This window comes from Agrobacterium sp. NPDC089420 (assembly GCF_044900305.1).
Lineage (GTDB): Bacteria > Pseudomonadota > Alphaproteobacteria > Rhizobiales > Rhizobiaceae > Agrobacterium.
In genome coordinates, this window is record NZ_JBJDMY010000006.1 from 192732 (window position 1) to 205060 (window position 12329).

Genomic DNA, 12329 nt, shown 5'->3' on the forward strand with positions numbered 1-12329 from the left:
GCCAACTCAGCCCTTCGTGAAGATGTAATCGGTTTCCTGCCGCAGGGTTTCGCCCGGCCGCAGGACCGCATGCGGAAAATCCGCGTGGTTGACGGCGTCCGGCCATATCTGCGTTTCCAGGCAGAAACCGGCAAAGGGACCATAGTGGCGGCCATCGAGGCCGGGAACCGGAACATTCAGCTTGAACGCCGAATAGAATTGCACGCCGGGTTCCGTCGTATGAACCTCAAGGGCGATATCCGAGGCGCTCGAATAGGCGCGTGCGATCTTGCGCTTGGCGCGGCGCTCGGGTGAAAGGCAGAAATTATGGTCATAGAGAACCTGCTCGCCATTGTCCTTGCGCCGCATCGGCGTCGGCTGGCGCAGGTCGAAGACGGTGCCGTCGACGGAGCGGATTTCGCCGGTCGGTATCTGCTGTTCATTGGTCGGCAGATAATAATCGGCGGCGATGCTGATTTCGTGTCCGAGCGCCGTCTCCGCACCATCGAGGTTGAAATAGGAGTGCTGGCAGACATTGGCGATGGTCGGCCTGTCGGTCACCGTTTCATAAACCACCGACAGCACCCCGCCGTCGCGGATCGTGTAGGTGGCCGTCACCGTGCAATTGCCGGGATAACCGGCGCGGCCATCGGGATCGATGATCTGCAGCACCGCGTGGCTTTCGCCATGTTCCATCAGCATCCAGTTGCGCTTGCCCATGCCGTCGCTGCCGCCGTGCAGATGGGTTACGCCCTTTTCGTTCAGCTCCAGCTGATATTCGTGTCCGTCGATGGAGAACCTGCCATTGCCGATGCGGTTGGCGTTGCGGCCCGGTGTGGCGCCAAAATAGGAGGAATATTTGTAGTCCTCGAATTTATCGAAACCGAGCACCAGCGGCGGCTGGTGGCCGTCGAGACGCAGGTCCTGGATGACGGCGCCCCAGGTGATGACCTTTGCCGTCAAACCGCCTTTCGAGATGGTGACGCGTTCGACCTTTTCGCCGGTTGCCGTGAAACCGAAATTCTCCCGTACCGCACCGTCGCTCATCTCGTCATTCTCCCGGTTGTCGCGAATTGCCGGGCGGACGTTGCGTCATTTTCCGGCAATTCGCAATCCCGCAATGCAAAGCATGTCCTTCAAAAGTGTCTTGCGGTTTCGGGACAAAAATACGCTTCAACCAGGGGTGAAAACGCGTCGCATGCATTTGACCGCATGCGGCGCGCTTTATGCGGCCAGTTTCCCGATGGATTCGAGATCGTAGGGCGTTGTCTGGTATATCTCGTTGATCCAGTTGCCGAAAAACAGATGGGCATGGCTGCGCCAGCGGTTGAGCGGGGCAAGTTCCGGGTCATTGTGCGGGAAATAATCGTGCGGCAGCTTGATCGGCACGCCGGAGTTCACGTCGCGGAAATATTCGTCCGAAAGCGAGGTTGAATCATATTCGACATGATTGAACATGTAGAGCCGGTTGCCCGCCTTCTCATGCACCAGACACACACCCATTTCCTCCGACTCCATCAGGATTTCGAGGTTGGGGTGTTTTTCGATATCGGCGCGGCGCACTTCCGTCCAGCGGGAGACCGGGACCTGGAAATCATCCGAAAAACCGTTCAGGTAGATGGATGAAGGGCAGAGATTGCGGTGACGATAGACGCCGAAGGCCTTTTCCTTCAGCTCGTATTTCGGCACGCCGTGGAAATGGTAGATGGCGGCCATGGCGCCCCAGCAGACATTCAGCGTCGAATGGACATTGGTCTGCGTCCACTCGAAAATTTGGCGCATCTCGTTCCAGTACGTCACATCTTCATAATCCAGCAGCTCGATGGGCGCGCCGGTAATGATGAAACCGTCGAACTTGCGGTGGCGCACTTCCTCCCACGTTTCATAGAAGGACAGAAGATGTTCCTCGGGCGTATTCTTGGCGCGGTGGCCGCCGATCCTGACCAGCGAAAGCTCCACCTGCAGCGGCGAGGCGCCTACGAGGCGCGCCATCTGGATTTCCGTCTTGATCTTGTTCGGCATGAGGTTGAGAAGCCCGATCTGGAGCGGGCGGATATCCTGCCGGATGGCCGCCGTTTCGGTCATGACCCGCACGCCCTCATGAACGAGGGTCTCAAAGGCGGGAAGCGTATCGGGAATCTTGATCGGCATGTCGAACTCTCTTTTCCGGATCACGTAAAGAACGTTGCGAAAACAAAAAAACCGGCAGCGAAATCGCAACCGGTTCCAGGAAATTGCCTTTTTCCTCGACCCTTTAGCGACTTCTTTAAAGTGGCTGCAAGCCGGTCGGCAAATCACCACTGAGGCGTTTCATAATCCCGAAGCCGGCGAAAATCAATATAGGCGGTTTTCATCGGGTTTCGGCTTTCCCTTTTTGTGCCAGTTGCGATAAGGCAGGGCATGGATAAAGAGCGCTTCACCATTCTGCTTGGCGGCGATGTCACGGTGACCGATCGTCTCAAAGAGGCGGTTGCGGATAGCCGCGTGATTGCGGCCGATGGCGGCATGCGCCATGCCGGCCAGCTCGGGCTTGAGCCGGAGCTGTGGGTCGGGGATTTCGATTCCGCCAGCAAGGAGCTGCTCGATGCCTGGCCCGATGTGGAGCGCCAGCCTTACCCCGCCGCAAAGGCGGTGACGGATGGTGAGATCGCTGTCTCCGAGGCTCTTTCCCGCGGCGCGCATTCGCTGCTGCTGGTGGGTGCGCTCGGCGGGGCTCGAAGCGACCATGCGCTTCAGCACCTGCTTTATGCGGTGGCGCTTGCCGAGCGGGGTTTCGAGGTTACGCTGACCTCCGGCGAAGAAGAGGCGCGGCCCCTGCTTGCCGGTTCGCTGATTATCGATCTGCCGGCCGGATCGCTGTTTTCTGTGGCCGGATTCACCGCCCTTGAGGGTCTTGATATCGGCAATGTGCGTTATCCGCTTGAAGATTTCGCGCTTGCTTTCGGCTCTTCCCGCACTATTTCCAATGTCGCGAATGGCGGCCCTGTGCATTTCTCGCTGAAAAGCGGCAAAGCCATCGTGCTCGCCCGCCCTTATGATCTGACCGGAGCCTGACGCCTTGGCACCCCCTATTTTGAAACTCGATGATATCAAGCTGACCTTCGGCGTGACCCCGCTGCTCGATGGCGCCAATCTCCAGGTGGAACCTGGCGACCGCATCTGCCTCGTCGGGCGCAACGGCTCGGGCAAGTCCACCCTGATGAAGATCGCTGCGGGTCTCGTCGAGGCGCAGTCGGGCGAGGTGTTCCGGCATCCGGCCGCCACCATCCGCTATCTGGAACAGGCGCCGGATTTTGCCGGTTACAATACCGTTCAGGCCTATGCCGAGGCCGGCCTCGGACCGGGTGACGATGCCTATCGCGTCACGTATCTTCTCGAGCATCTCGGGCTTACGGGGCAGGAGGACCCGGTAAGCCTGTCCGGCGGTGAGGCGCGGCGCGCGGCGCTTGCCCGCGTCATGGCGCCCGAGCCCGATATTCTGATGCTGGACGAGCCGACCAACCATCTGGACCTGCCCACCATCGAATGGCTGGAAAGCGAATTGCAGCAGTCACGCAGTGCGCTGGTGCTGATTTCGCACGACCGGCGTTTTCTCGAAAAAGTCTCGACCTCGACCGTATGGCTCGATCGCGGCCAGTCCCGCCGTCTCAATCGCGGCTTTGCCCATTTCGAGGAATGGCGCGACAAGGTGCTGGAAGAAGAAGAGCTGGAGCAGCACAAGCTCGGCAAGGCCATCGAACGCGAAGAACACTGGATGCGGTATGGCGTGACCGCGCGGCGCAAACGCAACATGCGCCGTGTCGGCGAGCTTCAGGCCATGCGCGCCGAATATCGCGGCCACAAGGGACCGCAAGGCACCGTGCAGGCGACCGTCACCGAAGGACGTGAATCCGGCAAGCTGGTGATCGAGGCAGAAGCCATCACCAAGGCCTATGGCGAGCGTGTGATCGTCTCGCCGTTTTCGCTGAGGGTGCATCGCGGCGACTGCATCGGCCTCGTCGGGCCGAATGGCGCCGGCAAAACCACGCTTTTGAAGATGCTTACCGGCCAGCTTGAACCTGACAGCGGCGTGGTGAAGCTCGGCACCAATCTGGAGATCGCAACACTCGACCAGAAGCGCGAGGAGCTCAATCCCAACGATACGCTCGCGCACTACCTGACGGATGGCCGGGGTGACAATCTGCTGGTGAATGGGGAAGTGAAGCACGTAACGGGCTACATGAAGGATTTCCTGTTCCAGCCGGAACAGGCCCGCACGCCGATCCGCAATCTTTCGGGTGGTGAGCGCGCACGCCTTATTCTGGCGCGTATCCTGGCGCGGCCGACCAATCTTCTGATCCTCGACGAGCCGACCAACGATCTCGATATTGAAACGCTCGATCTGTTGCAGGAAATCGTTGCGGGTTTTTCCGGTACGGTCATTCTCGTCAGCCACGACCGTGATTTTCTCGACCGCACCGTCACCTCCACCATTGCGCCGGCCAATCCGGACCAGCCGGATGGGCGCTGGATCGAATATGCCGGCGGCTATTCGGACATGATGGCGCAGCGCAAGGGGGCCGCGGAAGAAAAGCGCAAGGCGGACAAGCAGGAGAAGACAAAAACAGCGTCTTCAGCCGCGCCGTCGCAGGAACCGGCAAAGGCGAAGGGCAAGCTTTCCTTCAAGCAGAAATTCGCGCTCGAAAATCTGCCGAAGGAGATGGAAAAGGCGCAGGGTGAAATCGCAAAACGCGAACAGCGCATGGCCGATCCGGCGCTTTTCACCAAGGACCCCGCCACTTTCAACACGCTGGCGCAGGAGATGTCGAAGCTGCGCGAAAAGCTGGAGGCCATGGAAGAGGAATGGCTGGAGCTGGAGATGCTGCGAGAGGAACTGGAAGGCTGAAGACGATATCTTTTGCCGATTTGAACGGCATCCGCCTTTGACAGGCAGGCGGAATTGCCGTTTGTTGTGCCGGTTCGGAGGAGTTCACATTATGCGCATGATCTTCGTCAATCTGCCCGTCAAGAACATCGAGACATCGAGAAACTTCTTCACGGCGCTCGGTTTCAGCTTCAATCCGGAATATTCGGATGACCGCACGCTGTGCATGATCGTGGAAGAGAACATCTTCGTGATGCTTCTTCAGGAGGAGCGTTTTCGCGATTTCATCAATGGCGATATCGCCGATGCCAAACGCAGCACCGAAGTCCTGACCTGTCTTTCCGCCGGCAGCCGCGAAGAAATCGACGGGATGATTGCAACGGCGCTTGCCTCCGGCGGCAGCGGCTGGAAACCCGTTCAGGATCACGGCTTCATGTATGCCGGCAGTTTTCAGGATCCCGACGGTCACGTTTGGGAACTGGTGCATATGACGGGGCAGGGCTGACCCTGGCCATCTTGCCAATCGCAGATGGCGGGACTAAACCATGATCTTGATCTAACGGGGTGTCTTCTGTTCTCGCGTGCAGAAGGCTGAGAGGCTTGCCAACCCGAAGAACCTGATCCGGTTCATACCGGCGGAGGGATTAGACGGCTTCAAGGCAAGCGGCTATTTCCCTTATCGTTTTTGAGGAGATATCCGTGCGCCGTCGTCTTTTCCTGAATTCCCTCGTTGCCGCCTCGCTGTTGCTGCCCGGTTTCGCCACCGCCCAGGACAAGCAGGAACTGACCGTCTACACCTATGAAAGCTTCGTTTCCGAATGGGGTCCCGGCCCCAGGGTGAAGGAAGCCTTCGAGAAGCTGTGCGGTTGTACGGTCAATTTTGTGGGTGTGGCGGATGGCGTGGCACTGCTGAATCGCCTGAAGCTGGAAGGTGCGGGATCCAAGGCGGATGTCGTTGTCGGCCTCGATACCAATCTCGTGGCGGAGGCGAAGCAGACAGGGCTTTTTGACGTCAGCGGCATTGATGCATCGGCGGCCAAGGTGCCGGGCGGTTACACGGACGATGTTTTCGTGCCCTATGATTATGGGCATTTCGCCGTCGTCTATGATACGCAGACCGTCAAGAATCCGCCTACGAGCCTGAAAGAACTGGTGGAGGGCGATCCTTCGCAGAAGATCGCCATTCAGGATCCGCGCACCTCCACGCCGGGGCTCGGCCTGCTTTTGTGGGTCAAATCTGTGTATGGCGACAAGGCGCCGGAAGCATGGGCAAAGCTCAGAAAGCGCATTCTCACCGTCACGCCGGGCTGGTCGGAATCCTACGGTCTCTTCACCAAGGGCGAGGTGCCGATGGTGCTTTCCTACACCACGTCGCCAGCCTATCACATGGTGGCTGAAAAGTCGGATCGTTATCAGGCCGCAGCCTTTTCCGAAGGACATTACATCCAGATCGAGGTGTCCGGCCTTCTCAAAAATGCGCCGCACAAGGCGCTGGCACAGCAGTTCCTCGCTTTCACGCTCACGCCCGGCTTTCAGGACGCGATTCCCGAAAACAACTGGATGATGCCGGTTGCGGCAACCTCGGCACCTTTGCCGGAGGCGTTTTCCAAACTCGTCGTGCCGCAAAAGACTTTCCTGATGGACCCGGAAGAAGTAGCCAAGAACCGCAAGGCGTGGATCGACGAATGGCTGGCGGCCATGAGCATGAATTGAAGAAAAGGCACGCACCGGCATGATGCTGCGTCGCGACTACCGGCGGTCGATCATCTTCGGGACGGCGGCTTTTGCCGCCGTTTTCCTGTTCATGGCGCTCGCGGTTGCAGCTTTGCTGTCCTTTGATGCCGGTGCATCCGCGGCCGGCATCATGGACGCCTATACATTGCGCATCCTGCGCTTCACGCTTTATCAGGCGATGCTTTCCACTCTTTTGTCCATTGTTCTCGGCCTGCCGGTCGCTCTGGCACTTGCCCGGCGGCGAGAGTTTCCGGGAAGGATCTGGATCATCCGGCTGATGGCGGTACCGATGGGGCTGCCAGTGATCGTCGGCGCCTTCGGCATCATCACCATCTGGGGCAGGCAGGGTGTCCTGAACACTGTCCTCATTTTTGCCGGTGCGGAACAACCTTTCAGCATCTATGGCCTTTCCGGCATCCTCATTGCCCACGTGTTCTTCAATCTGCCGCTTTCGGTGCGGCTGATGCTGGCCGGGCTGGAGCGCATTCCGGGTGAATATTGGCGCATGGCGGCAAGTCTCGGCATGGGACCGGTCTCGGTGTTCCGTTTCATCGAATGGCCGGCCATCTCGAGGCTCATTCCGGGCATTGCCGGGCTGGTGTTCATGCTGTGCGCCACCAGCTTCACGCTCGTGCTTCTTCTGGGCGGCGGGCCGGCGGCGACGACGCTGGAGGTGGCGATCTATCAGGCGCTGCGGTTCGATTTCGATCCACAGCGGGCGATTGCGCTTTCCGTTCTGCAGATCGTTCTCACCGCAGTCCTGCTCGGTCTTCTGGCATTTCTACCATCACCGGACGAGGAGATTTCCTCGCTTGACCGCACCATGCGTCGCTTCGACGGCAAGAACGCCGGAGCGCGCCTGTGGGACGGGGCGGCGATCGTTTTTGCAATTCTGCTGATCGGCCTGCCACTTGCCGCCATAGCCGTTTCGGGGCTGCAGGCCGATCTGCCGCGTCTCGTCACCGCGCCGGTCTTCCTGCGCGCCGCGGTGACCAGTCTTGCAATTGCCGGGCTGTCGGCCATTTTCGTCGTGTTCAGCTGCATGGCGATCATCGGTGCGCGCCAAGCTGTCGGCTCCAGGCGCAAGGCGGCGTGGCCGCTGCGCCTGCTTGCCACCCTGCTCGGGGCAGGATCGTCGCTGGTGCTGCTCGTTCCGCCGGTGGTGCTCGGAAGCGGATGGTTCCTGCTATTGCGGCCCTTCGGCGATGTCAGCTTTTATGCGCCTGTTCTTGTGGCGCTCATCAATATGCTGATGGCCTTGCCGCTTGCCATGCGTGTTCTCGAACCGGCCTTTACCAGCCATTTTCTGCGCACCGGCCGGCTCTCCGCCAGTCTCGGGCTGCAGGGCCTGTCGCGGCTAAGGTTTGCCGATCTGCCGGTTTTGTGGCGGCCCATGCTGATGGCATTTTGCTTTGCCATGGCGCTGTCGCTTGGTGATCTTGGCGCGGTTGCCCTGTTCGGGTCGGAAAATTTCGTCACCTTGCCTTGGCTGGTTTACAGCACTATGGGCAGCTACCGCACCAATGATGCGGCCGGCTACGCCTTCCTTCTCGGTATTGTCTGCCTGCTGCTTGCCGCAGGCGGCGTTTCACGGCAATTGCAATCGACACGGGCGCAATCAGCAAGGGTGGGCACATGACGGGCGATGATTTCGCAGTTCGGCTGGACAAGGTCAGGCTGCGGCTTGGAACGCAGGATTTCGAACTGGATTGTATCTTCCCGCAAGGTCAGGTGACCGCCGTTGTCGGCGCATCCGGTTCGGGCAAATCGACGCTTCTCAATCTGGTTGCCGGTTTCGAGGCGCCGGATTCCGGCCGTGTGGTGATCGGCGGGCGGGACGTGACGGCGCTCGACCCTTCCGAAAGACCGGTGTCATCGATCTTTCAAGACAATAACCTCTTCGCCCATCTTGATATCTTCACCAATGTCGCGCTCGGCGTCAGCCCCGCATTGAAGCTGAAGGCGGAAGACCGGCAGGGGATCGAGACGGCGCTTGCCCGCGTTGGTCTTGCGGGTTTTGACAGGCGTCTGCCGGGCACACTTTCCGGTGGCGAAAGGCAAAGGGCGGCGCTGGCGCGTGCGCTGGTCAGAAAAAAACCGGTCATGCTGCTCGATGAGCCCTTTGCCGCGCTCGATCCAGGGTTGCGATCGGGCATGGCGGCGCTGCTTCTCGACTTGCACGCCGAAACAAAAAACACCGTGATTATTGTCACGCACCATCCGGAAGACATAAAAAAGCTGGCGCAGCGGGTGGTTTTTCTTGATCGCGGCGGCATTGCCTATGCCGGAACGACCGCAGATTTCTTCACCACACAAAATGTGAAGGCCGTCGACAGTTTCCTGAACGGCTGATCGCCTTATTTTCGACGCGCGCCGCTGGCAATCGCTTTAGATGACTTCAATGGCGTTAATTTGCACTTGCCAGTTTCAAGTTGTTGCCCGAGAAAAGACGAGAATTATTGCGTTCTTCAGGAATATTCCGGACTTGATGGATCGTTTTTACCGTATCGGCATTCATCGCCCGTTGGGGCGAATCTGTTATTCTGGTCTGCAATTAACGGATGATCAGGAACGTTAGGGGCAGGCATAGGGAATGAAAAATAGCATGACTGCACAGTGGAGGCTCTTCTCCCGTTCAGGCCTTCGCCGCTCGGGCAGGATGGCTGCGGCCTGTTCCGTGCTGACGGCCTCTGCGCTGTTCCTGTCATCGTGCCAGTCCCTCTTCAGCCCGGCCTACCAGTCCACATTGCGCCCGTCGGACAATCCGCAAACCGTGGAGGAGGTGCAGAAGAACGATCCGCGTGCGCAGATGGGCGCGCGCGAACATCCGCGCATCGTGGCGAGTTATGGCGGCGAATATCGCGACGCCAAGACGGAGCGGCTTGTTGCCCGCATTGCGGGTGCGCTGACGGCCGTTTCGGAAAATCCGCAGCAATCCTATCGCATCACCATTCTCAATTCGCCGGCCATCAACGCCTTCGCGCTTCCGGGCGGCTATCTTTACGTGACGCGCGGGCTTCTGGCGCTTGCCAATGACGCGTCTGAGGTGGCGGCCGTGCTTTCGCATGAAATGGGCCATGTCACGGCCAACCATGGTATCGAACGCCAGCGCCGCGAAGAGGCGGAGGTGATTGCAAGCCGTGTGGTCGCCGAGGTTCTGTCGAGCGATCTCGCCGGCAAACAGGCGTTGGCCCGCGGCAAGCTCCGGCTTGCGGCCTTCTCGCGCCAGCAGGAACTGCAGGCGGACGTCATCGGCGTGCGCATGCTGGGCGAGGCGGGTTACGATCCCTATGCTTCGCCGCGCTTTCTGGATTCCATGGCGGCCTATGCGCGGTTCTCCTCGGCCGATCCCGAAAACGACCAGAGCCTCGACTTCCTCTCCAGCCACCCCAACACGCCGCAGCGCATCGAGCTTGCGCGCCGTCACGCCCGCGCCTTCGGCCAGGAAGGCCAGGTCGGGGATCGTGGCCGCGACTGGTTTCTGGACGGCATAGACGGCCTGCTTTACGGCGACAGCCCGCAGGAAGGTTACGTCCGCGGCCAGACATTCCTGCACGGAACGCTCGGCATCCGTTTTGACGTGCCGGAGGGTTTCGTCATCGACAACAAGGTCGAAGCGGTTCTGGCGACGGGTCCTGGCGACATGGCCATCCGTTTCGACGGCGTCGCCGATCCGAAACAGACAAGCCTTGCCAATTACCTGACCAGCGGCTGGGTTGCCGGCCTGTTGCCGGAAACCGTCAAGGAAACCCAGATCAACGGTCTGGAGGCTGCGACAGCCCGGGCAAGTGCGGATAAATGGGACTTCGACGTGACCGTCATTCGTGTCGGGCAGCAGATATTCCGGTTCCTGACGGCGGTGCCGAAGGGCAATACCCAGCTCGATTCCATCGCCAATGTGCTGCGCACGAGCTTCCGCAAGATGACGCCGCAGGAGATTGCCTCCCTGAAGCCGTTGCGGGTTCGCGTGGTGACGGTGAAGCCCGGTGAAACCGTGGCGACGATGGCGGCACGGATGATGGGAACAGACCGGAAGGTCGATATGTTCCGCATGATCAATGCGATGAGTGCCACGGCGACGATTCAGCCCGGGCAGCGGGTGAAGATCATTTCGGAATAAGGCTCAAAGAAAAACCCCGGAGTGATCCGGGGTTTTGTCTTCAGGCACCTGCGGCGATCATTGCCACTCGCGAACGTCGACGAAATGACCGGCGATTGCCGCCGCCGCCGCCATGGCGGGGGAGACGAGATGGGTGCGGCTCTTGTAACCCTGACGGCCCTCGAAATTGCGGTTAGAGGTGGAGGCGCAGCGTTCGCCGGGCTTCAGGCGGTCGTCATTCATGGCAAGGCACATGGAGCAACCCGGCTCGCGCCATTCGAAACCGGCCTCGACGAAAATCTTGTCCAGACCTTCCTTTTCCGCCTGTTCCTTGACGAGACCGGAGCCGGGTACGATCATGGCCGAAACGGTGGGGGCCACCTTGCGGCCATCGACGATCTTTGCCGCGGCGCGCAGATCCTCGATACGGCCATTGGTGCAGGAGCCGATGAAGACGCGGTCAATGGCGATATCGGTGATGCGTGTACCGGGCTTCAGGCCCATATAGTCCAGCGCCCGCCACTTGGAAGCGCGCTTGTTTTCTTCCTCTATGTCGTCCGGATTGGGCACGATGCCCTGAACGGAGGTCACGTCTTCCGGAGACGAACCCCAGGAGACGATGGGCGGCAGATTGGCCGCATCGAGGATGACAACCTTGTCGTAATGGGCGCCCTCGTCGGATTTCAGCGTCTTCCAGTAGGCGATCGCCTGTTCCAGCGTTTCGCCCTTCGGCGCACGCGGCTTGTCCTTGATGTAATCGAAGGTGGTTTCGTCCGGCGCGATCAGACCGGCACGGGCGCCGCCTTCGATGGTCATGTTGCAGACCGTCATGCGGCCTTCCATGGACAGCGAACGGATCGCTTCGCCGGCAAATTCGATCACATGGCCGGTGCCGCCGGCCGTGCCGATCTCGCCGATAATGGCGAGGATGATATCCTTGGCGGTCACGCCTTCCGGCACCTTGCCATCGACACGCACCAGCATGTTCTTGGCTTTTTTCTGGATCAGTGTCTGGGTGGCCAGGACATGTTCCACTTCCGAAGTGCCGATGCCGTGCGCCAGCGCGCCGAAAGCGCCATGGGTGGAGGTGTGGCTGTCGCCGCAGACGATCGTCATGCCCGGCAGGGTGAAGCCCTGTTCGGGGCCGACGATATGGACGATGCCCTGGCGCTTGTCGCGCTCGGAATAATATTCGACGCCGAAATCCTTGGCGTTCTGCGCAAGCGCTTCCACCTGAATGCGGCTTTCCTCGTTCTTGATGCCTTCCAGCCGGTCGGCGGTGGTGGGAACGTTATGGTCCACCACGGCCAACGTGCGGGCCGGCGAATGCACGGGGCGGCCGGCGATGCGCAGGCCTTCGAAGGCCTGCGGGCTCGTCACCTCATGGACGAGGTGACGGTCGATGTAGAGAAGACAGGTTCCGTCCGGGTCCCGGTTGACGACGTGGTCGTCCCAGATCTTGTCATATAAGGTGCGGGGTGCGCTCATGGCTCTGTGCCTTGTCATGGAAAATTGTATCGGGATTCAATAAGGCGATGGACAGCGGGTGCTGTCAGGCGAGCCTAAGTCGGCTGGTGAGCGCCCCGGAAACGCGCGCAAAGAACCGTGCCGGCAGACGCTTGTGGTCCTGCAGCACATAAACATTCTGCGCGA

10 protein-coding genes and 2 riboswitches are annotated in these 12329 nt (G+C 59.9%); of the genes, 7 read left to right on the forward strand and 3 right to left on the reverse strand.

Annotation, left to right across the window (positions count from 1 at the left end; all coding sequences use genetic code 11):
* Window positions 1–6: 6 nt before the first annotated feature.
* Window positions 7–1026, reverse strand: a complete 1020-nt coding sequence (locus ACI2KA_RS11805) for an aldose epimerase family protein (RefSeq protein ID WP_404502175.1) — start codon at window positions 1024–1026, stop codon at window positions 7–9.
* 177 nt (window positions 1027–1203) lie between these two features.
* The gene (gene metA, locus ACI2KA_RS11810) at window positions 1204–2130 is read right to left on the reverse strand and encodes a homoserine O-succinyltransferase (RefSeq protein WP_404502177.1); all 927 of its coding nucleotides are present in this window, start codon (window positions 2128–2130) and stop codon (window positions 1204–1206) included.
* An 83-nt stretch (window positions 2131–2213) separates the two neighbouring features.
* A riboswitch (SAM riboswitch) is annotated at window positions 2214–2290 on the reverse strand.
* 89 nt (window positions 2291–2379) lie between these two features.
* Here metA and ACI2KA_RS11815 point away from each other — a divergent pair.
* The 7 genes from ACI2KA_RS11815 (at window position 2380) to ACI2KA_RS11845 (ending at window position 10697) form a co-directional block, all read left to right on the forward strand.
* Complete coding sequence (locus ACI2KA_RS11815) at window positions 2380–3033, forward strand: thiamine diphosphokinase (RefSeq protein ID WP_404502179.1); 654 nt, start codon at window positions 2380–2382, stop codon at window positions 3031–3033.
* A 4-nt stretch (window positions 3034–3037) separates the two neighbouring features.
* Window positions 3038–4864 carry an ABC-F family ATP-binding cassette domain-containing protein gene (locus tag ACI2KA_RS11820; protein ID WP_404502181.1) on the forward strand — a complete coding sequence of 609 codons (1827 nt, stop codon included), beginning with the start codon at window positions 3038–3040 and terminating at the stop codon, window positions 4862–4864.
* A 91-nt stretch (window positions 4865–4955) separates the two neighbouring features.
* Window positions 4956–5348 (forward strand): VOC family protein, encoded by a 393-nt coding sequence (locus tag ACI2KA_RS11825; RefSeq protein WP_404502183.1) that lies wholly within the window; start codon window positions 4956–4958, stop codon window positions 5346–5348.
* Between the two features lie 45 nt (window positions 5349–5393).
* A riboswitch (TPP riboswitch) is annotated at window positions 5394–5504 on the forward strand.
* Window positions 5505–5542: 38 nt separating this feature from the next.
* Complete coding sequence (gene thiB, locus ACI2KA_RS11830; RefSeq protein WP_404502185.1) at window positions 5543–6556, forward strand: thiamine ABC transporter substrate binding subunit; 1014 nt, start codon at window positions 5543–5545, stop codon at window positions 6554–6556.
* A gap of 19 nt (window positions 6557–6575) precedes the next feature.
* A complete protein-coding gene (gene thiP / locus ACI2KA_RS11835) occupies window positions 6576–8216 on the forward strand; it encodes a thiamine/thiamine pyrophosphate ABC transporter permease ThiP (protein ID WP_404502187.1) in 1641 nt (546 codons plus the stop codon).
* On the forward strand, window positions 8213–8929 hold the full coding sequence (locus ACI2KA_RS11840; protein WP_404502189.1) for an ATP-binding cassette domain-containing protein: 717 nt from the start codon (window positions 8213–8215) through the stop codon (window positions 8927–8929). Before thiP ends, ACI2KA_RS11840 begins: the two co-directional genes overlap by 4 nt.
* Before the next feature lie 307 nt (window positions 8930–9236).
* Window positions 9237–10697 (forward strand): M48 family metalloprotease, encoded by a 1461-nt coding sequence (locus tag ACI2KA_RS11845; RefSeq protein WP_404502491.1) that lies wholly within the window; start codon window positions 9237–9239, stop codon window positions 10695–10697.
* 57 nt (window positions 10698–10754) lie between these two features.
* On the opposite strand, the gene leuC is transcribed toward ACI2KA_RS11845, so the two are convergent.
* The gene (gene leuC, locus ACI2KA_RS11850) at window positions 10755–12164 is read right to left on the reverse strand and encodes a 3-isopropylmalate dehydratase large subunit (protein WP_404502191.1); all 1410 of its coding nucleotides are present in this window, start codon (window positions 12162–12164) and stop codon (window positions 10755–10757) included.
* Between the last annotated feature and the right edge of the window lie 165 nt (window positions 12165–12329).

Bases quoted from the DNA above. Each gene is read 5' to 3' on its own strand.
- ACI2KA_RS11825 (WP_404502183.1), top strand. From the start codon at position 4,956: ATGCGCATGATCTTCGTCAATCTGCCCGTCAAGAACATCGAGACATCG.
- leuC (WP_404502191.1), bottom strand. From the start codon at position 12,164: ATGAGCGCACCCCGCACCTTATATGACAAGATCTGGGACGACCACGTC.
- thiP (WP_404502187.1), top strand. From the start codon at position 6,576: ATGATGCTGCGTCGCGACTACCGGCGGTCGATCATCTTCGGGACGGCG.
- ACI2KA_RS11805 (WP_404502175.1), bottom strand. From the start codon at position 1,026: ATGAGCGACGGTGCGGTACGGGAGAATTTCGGTTTCACGGCAACCGGC.
- metA (WP_404502177.1), bottom strand. From the start codon at position 2,130: ATGCCGATCAAGATTCCCGATACGCTTCCCGCCTTTGAGACCCTCGTT.
- ACI2KA_RS11840 (WP_404502189.1), top strand. From the start codon at position 8,213: ATGACGGGCGATGATTTCGCAGTTCGGCTGGACAAGGTCAGGCTGCGG.
- ACI2KA_RS11815 (WP_404502179.1), top strand. From the start codon at position 2,380: ATGGATAAAGAGCGCTTCACCATTCTGCTTGGCGGCGATGTCACGGTG.
- ACI2KA_RS11845 (WP_404502491.1), top strand. From the start codon at position 9,237: ATGGCTGCGGCCTGTTCCGTGCTGACGGCCTCTGCGCTGTTCCTGTCA.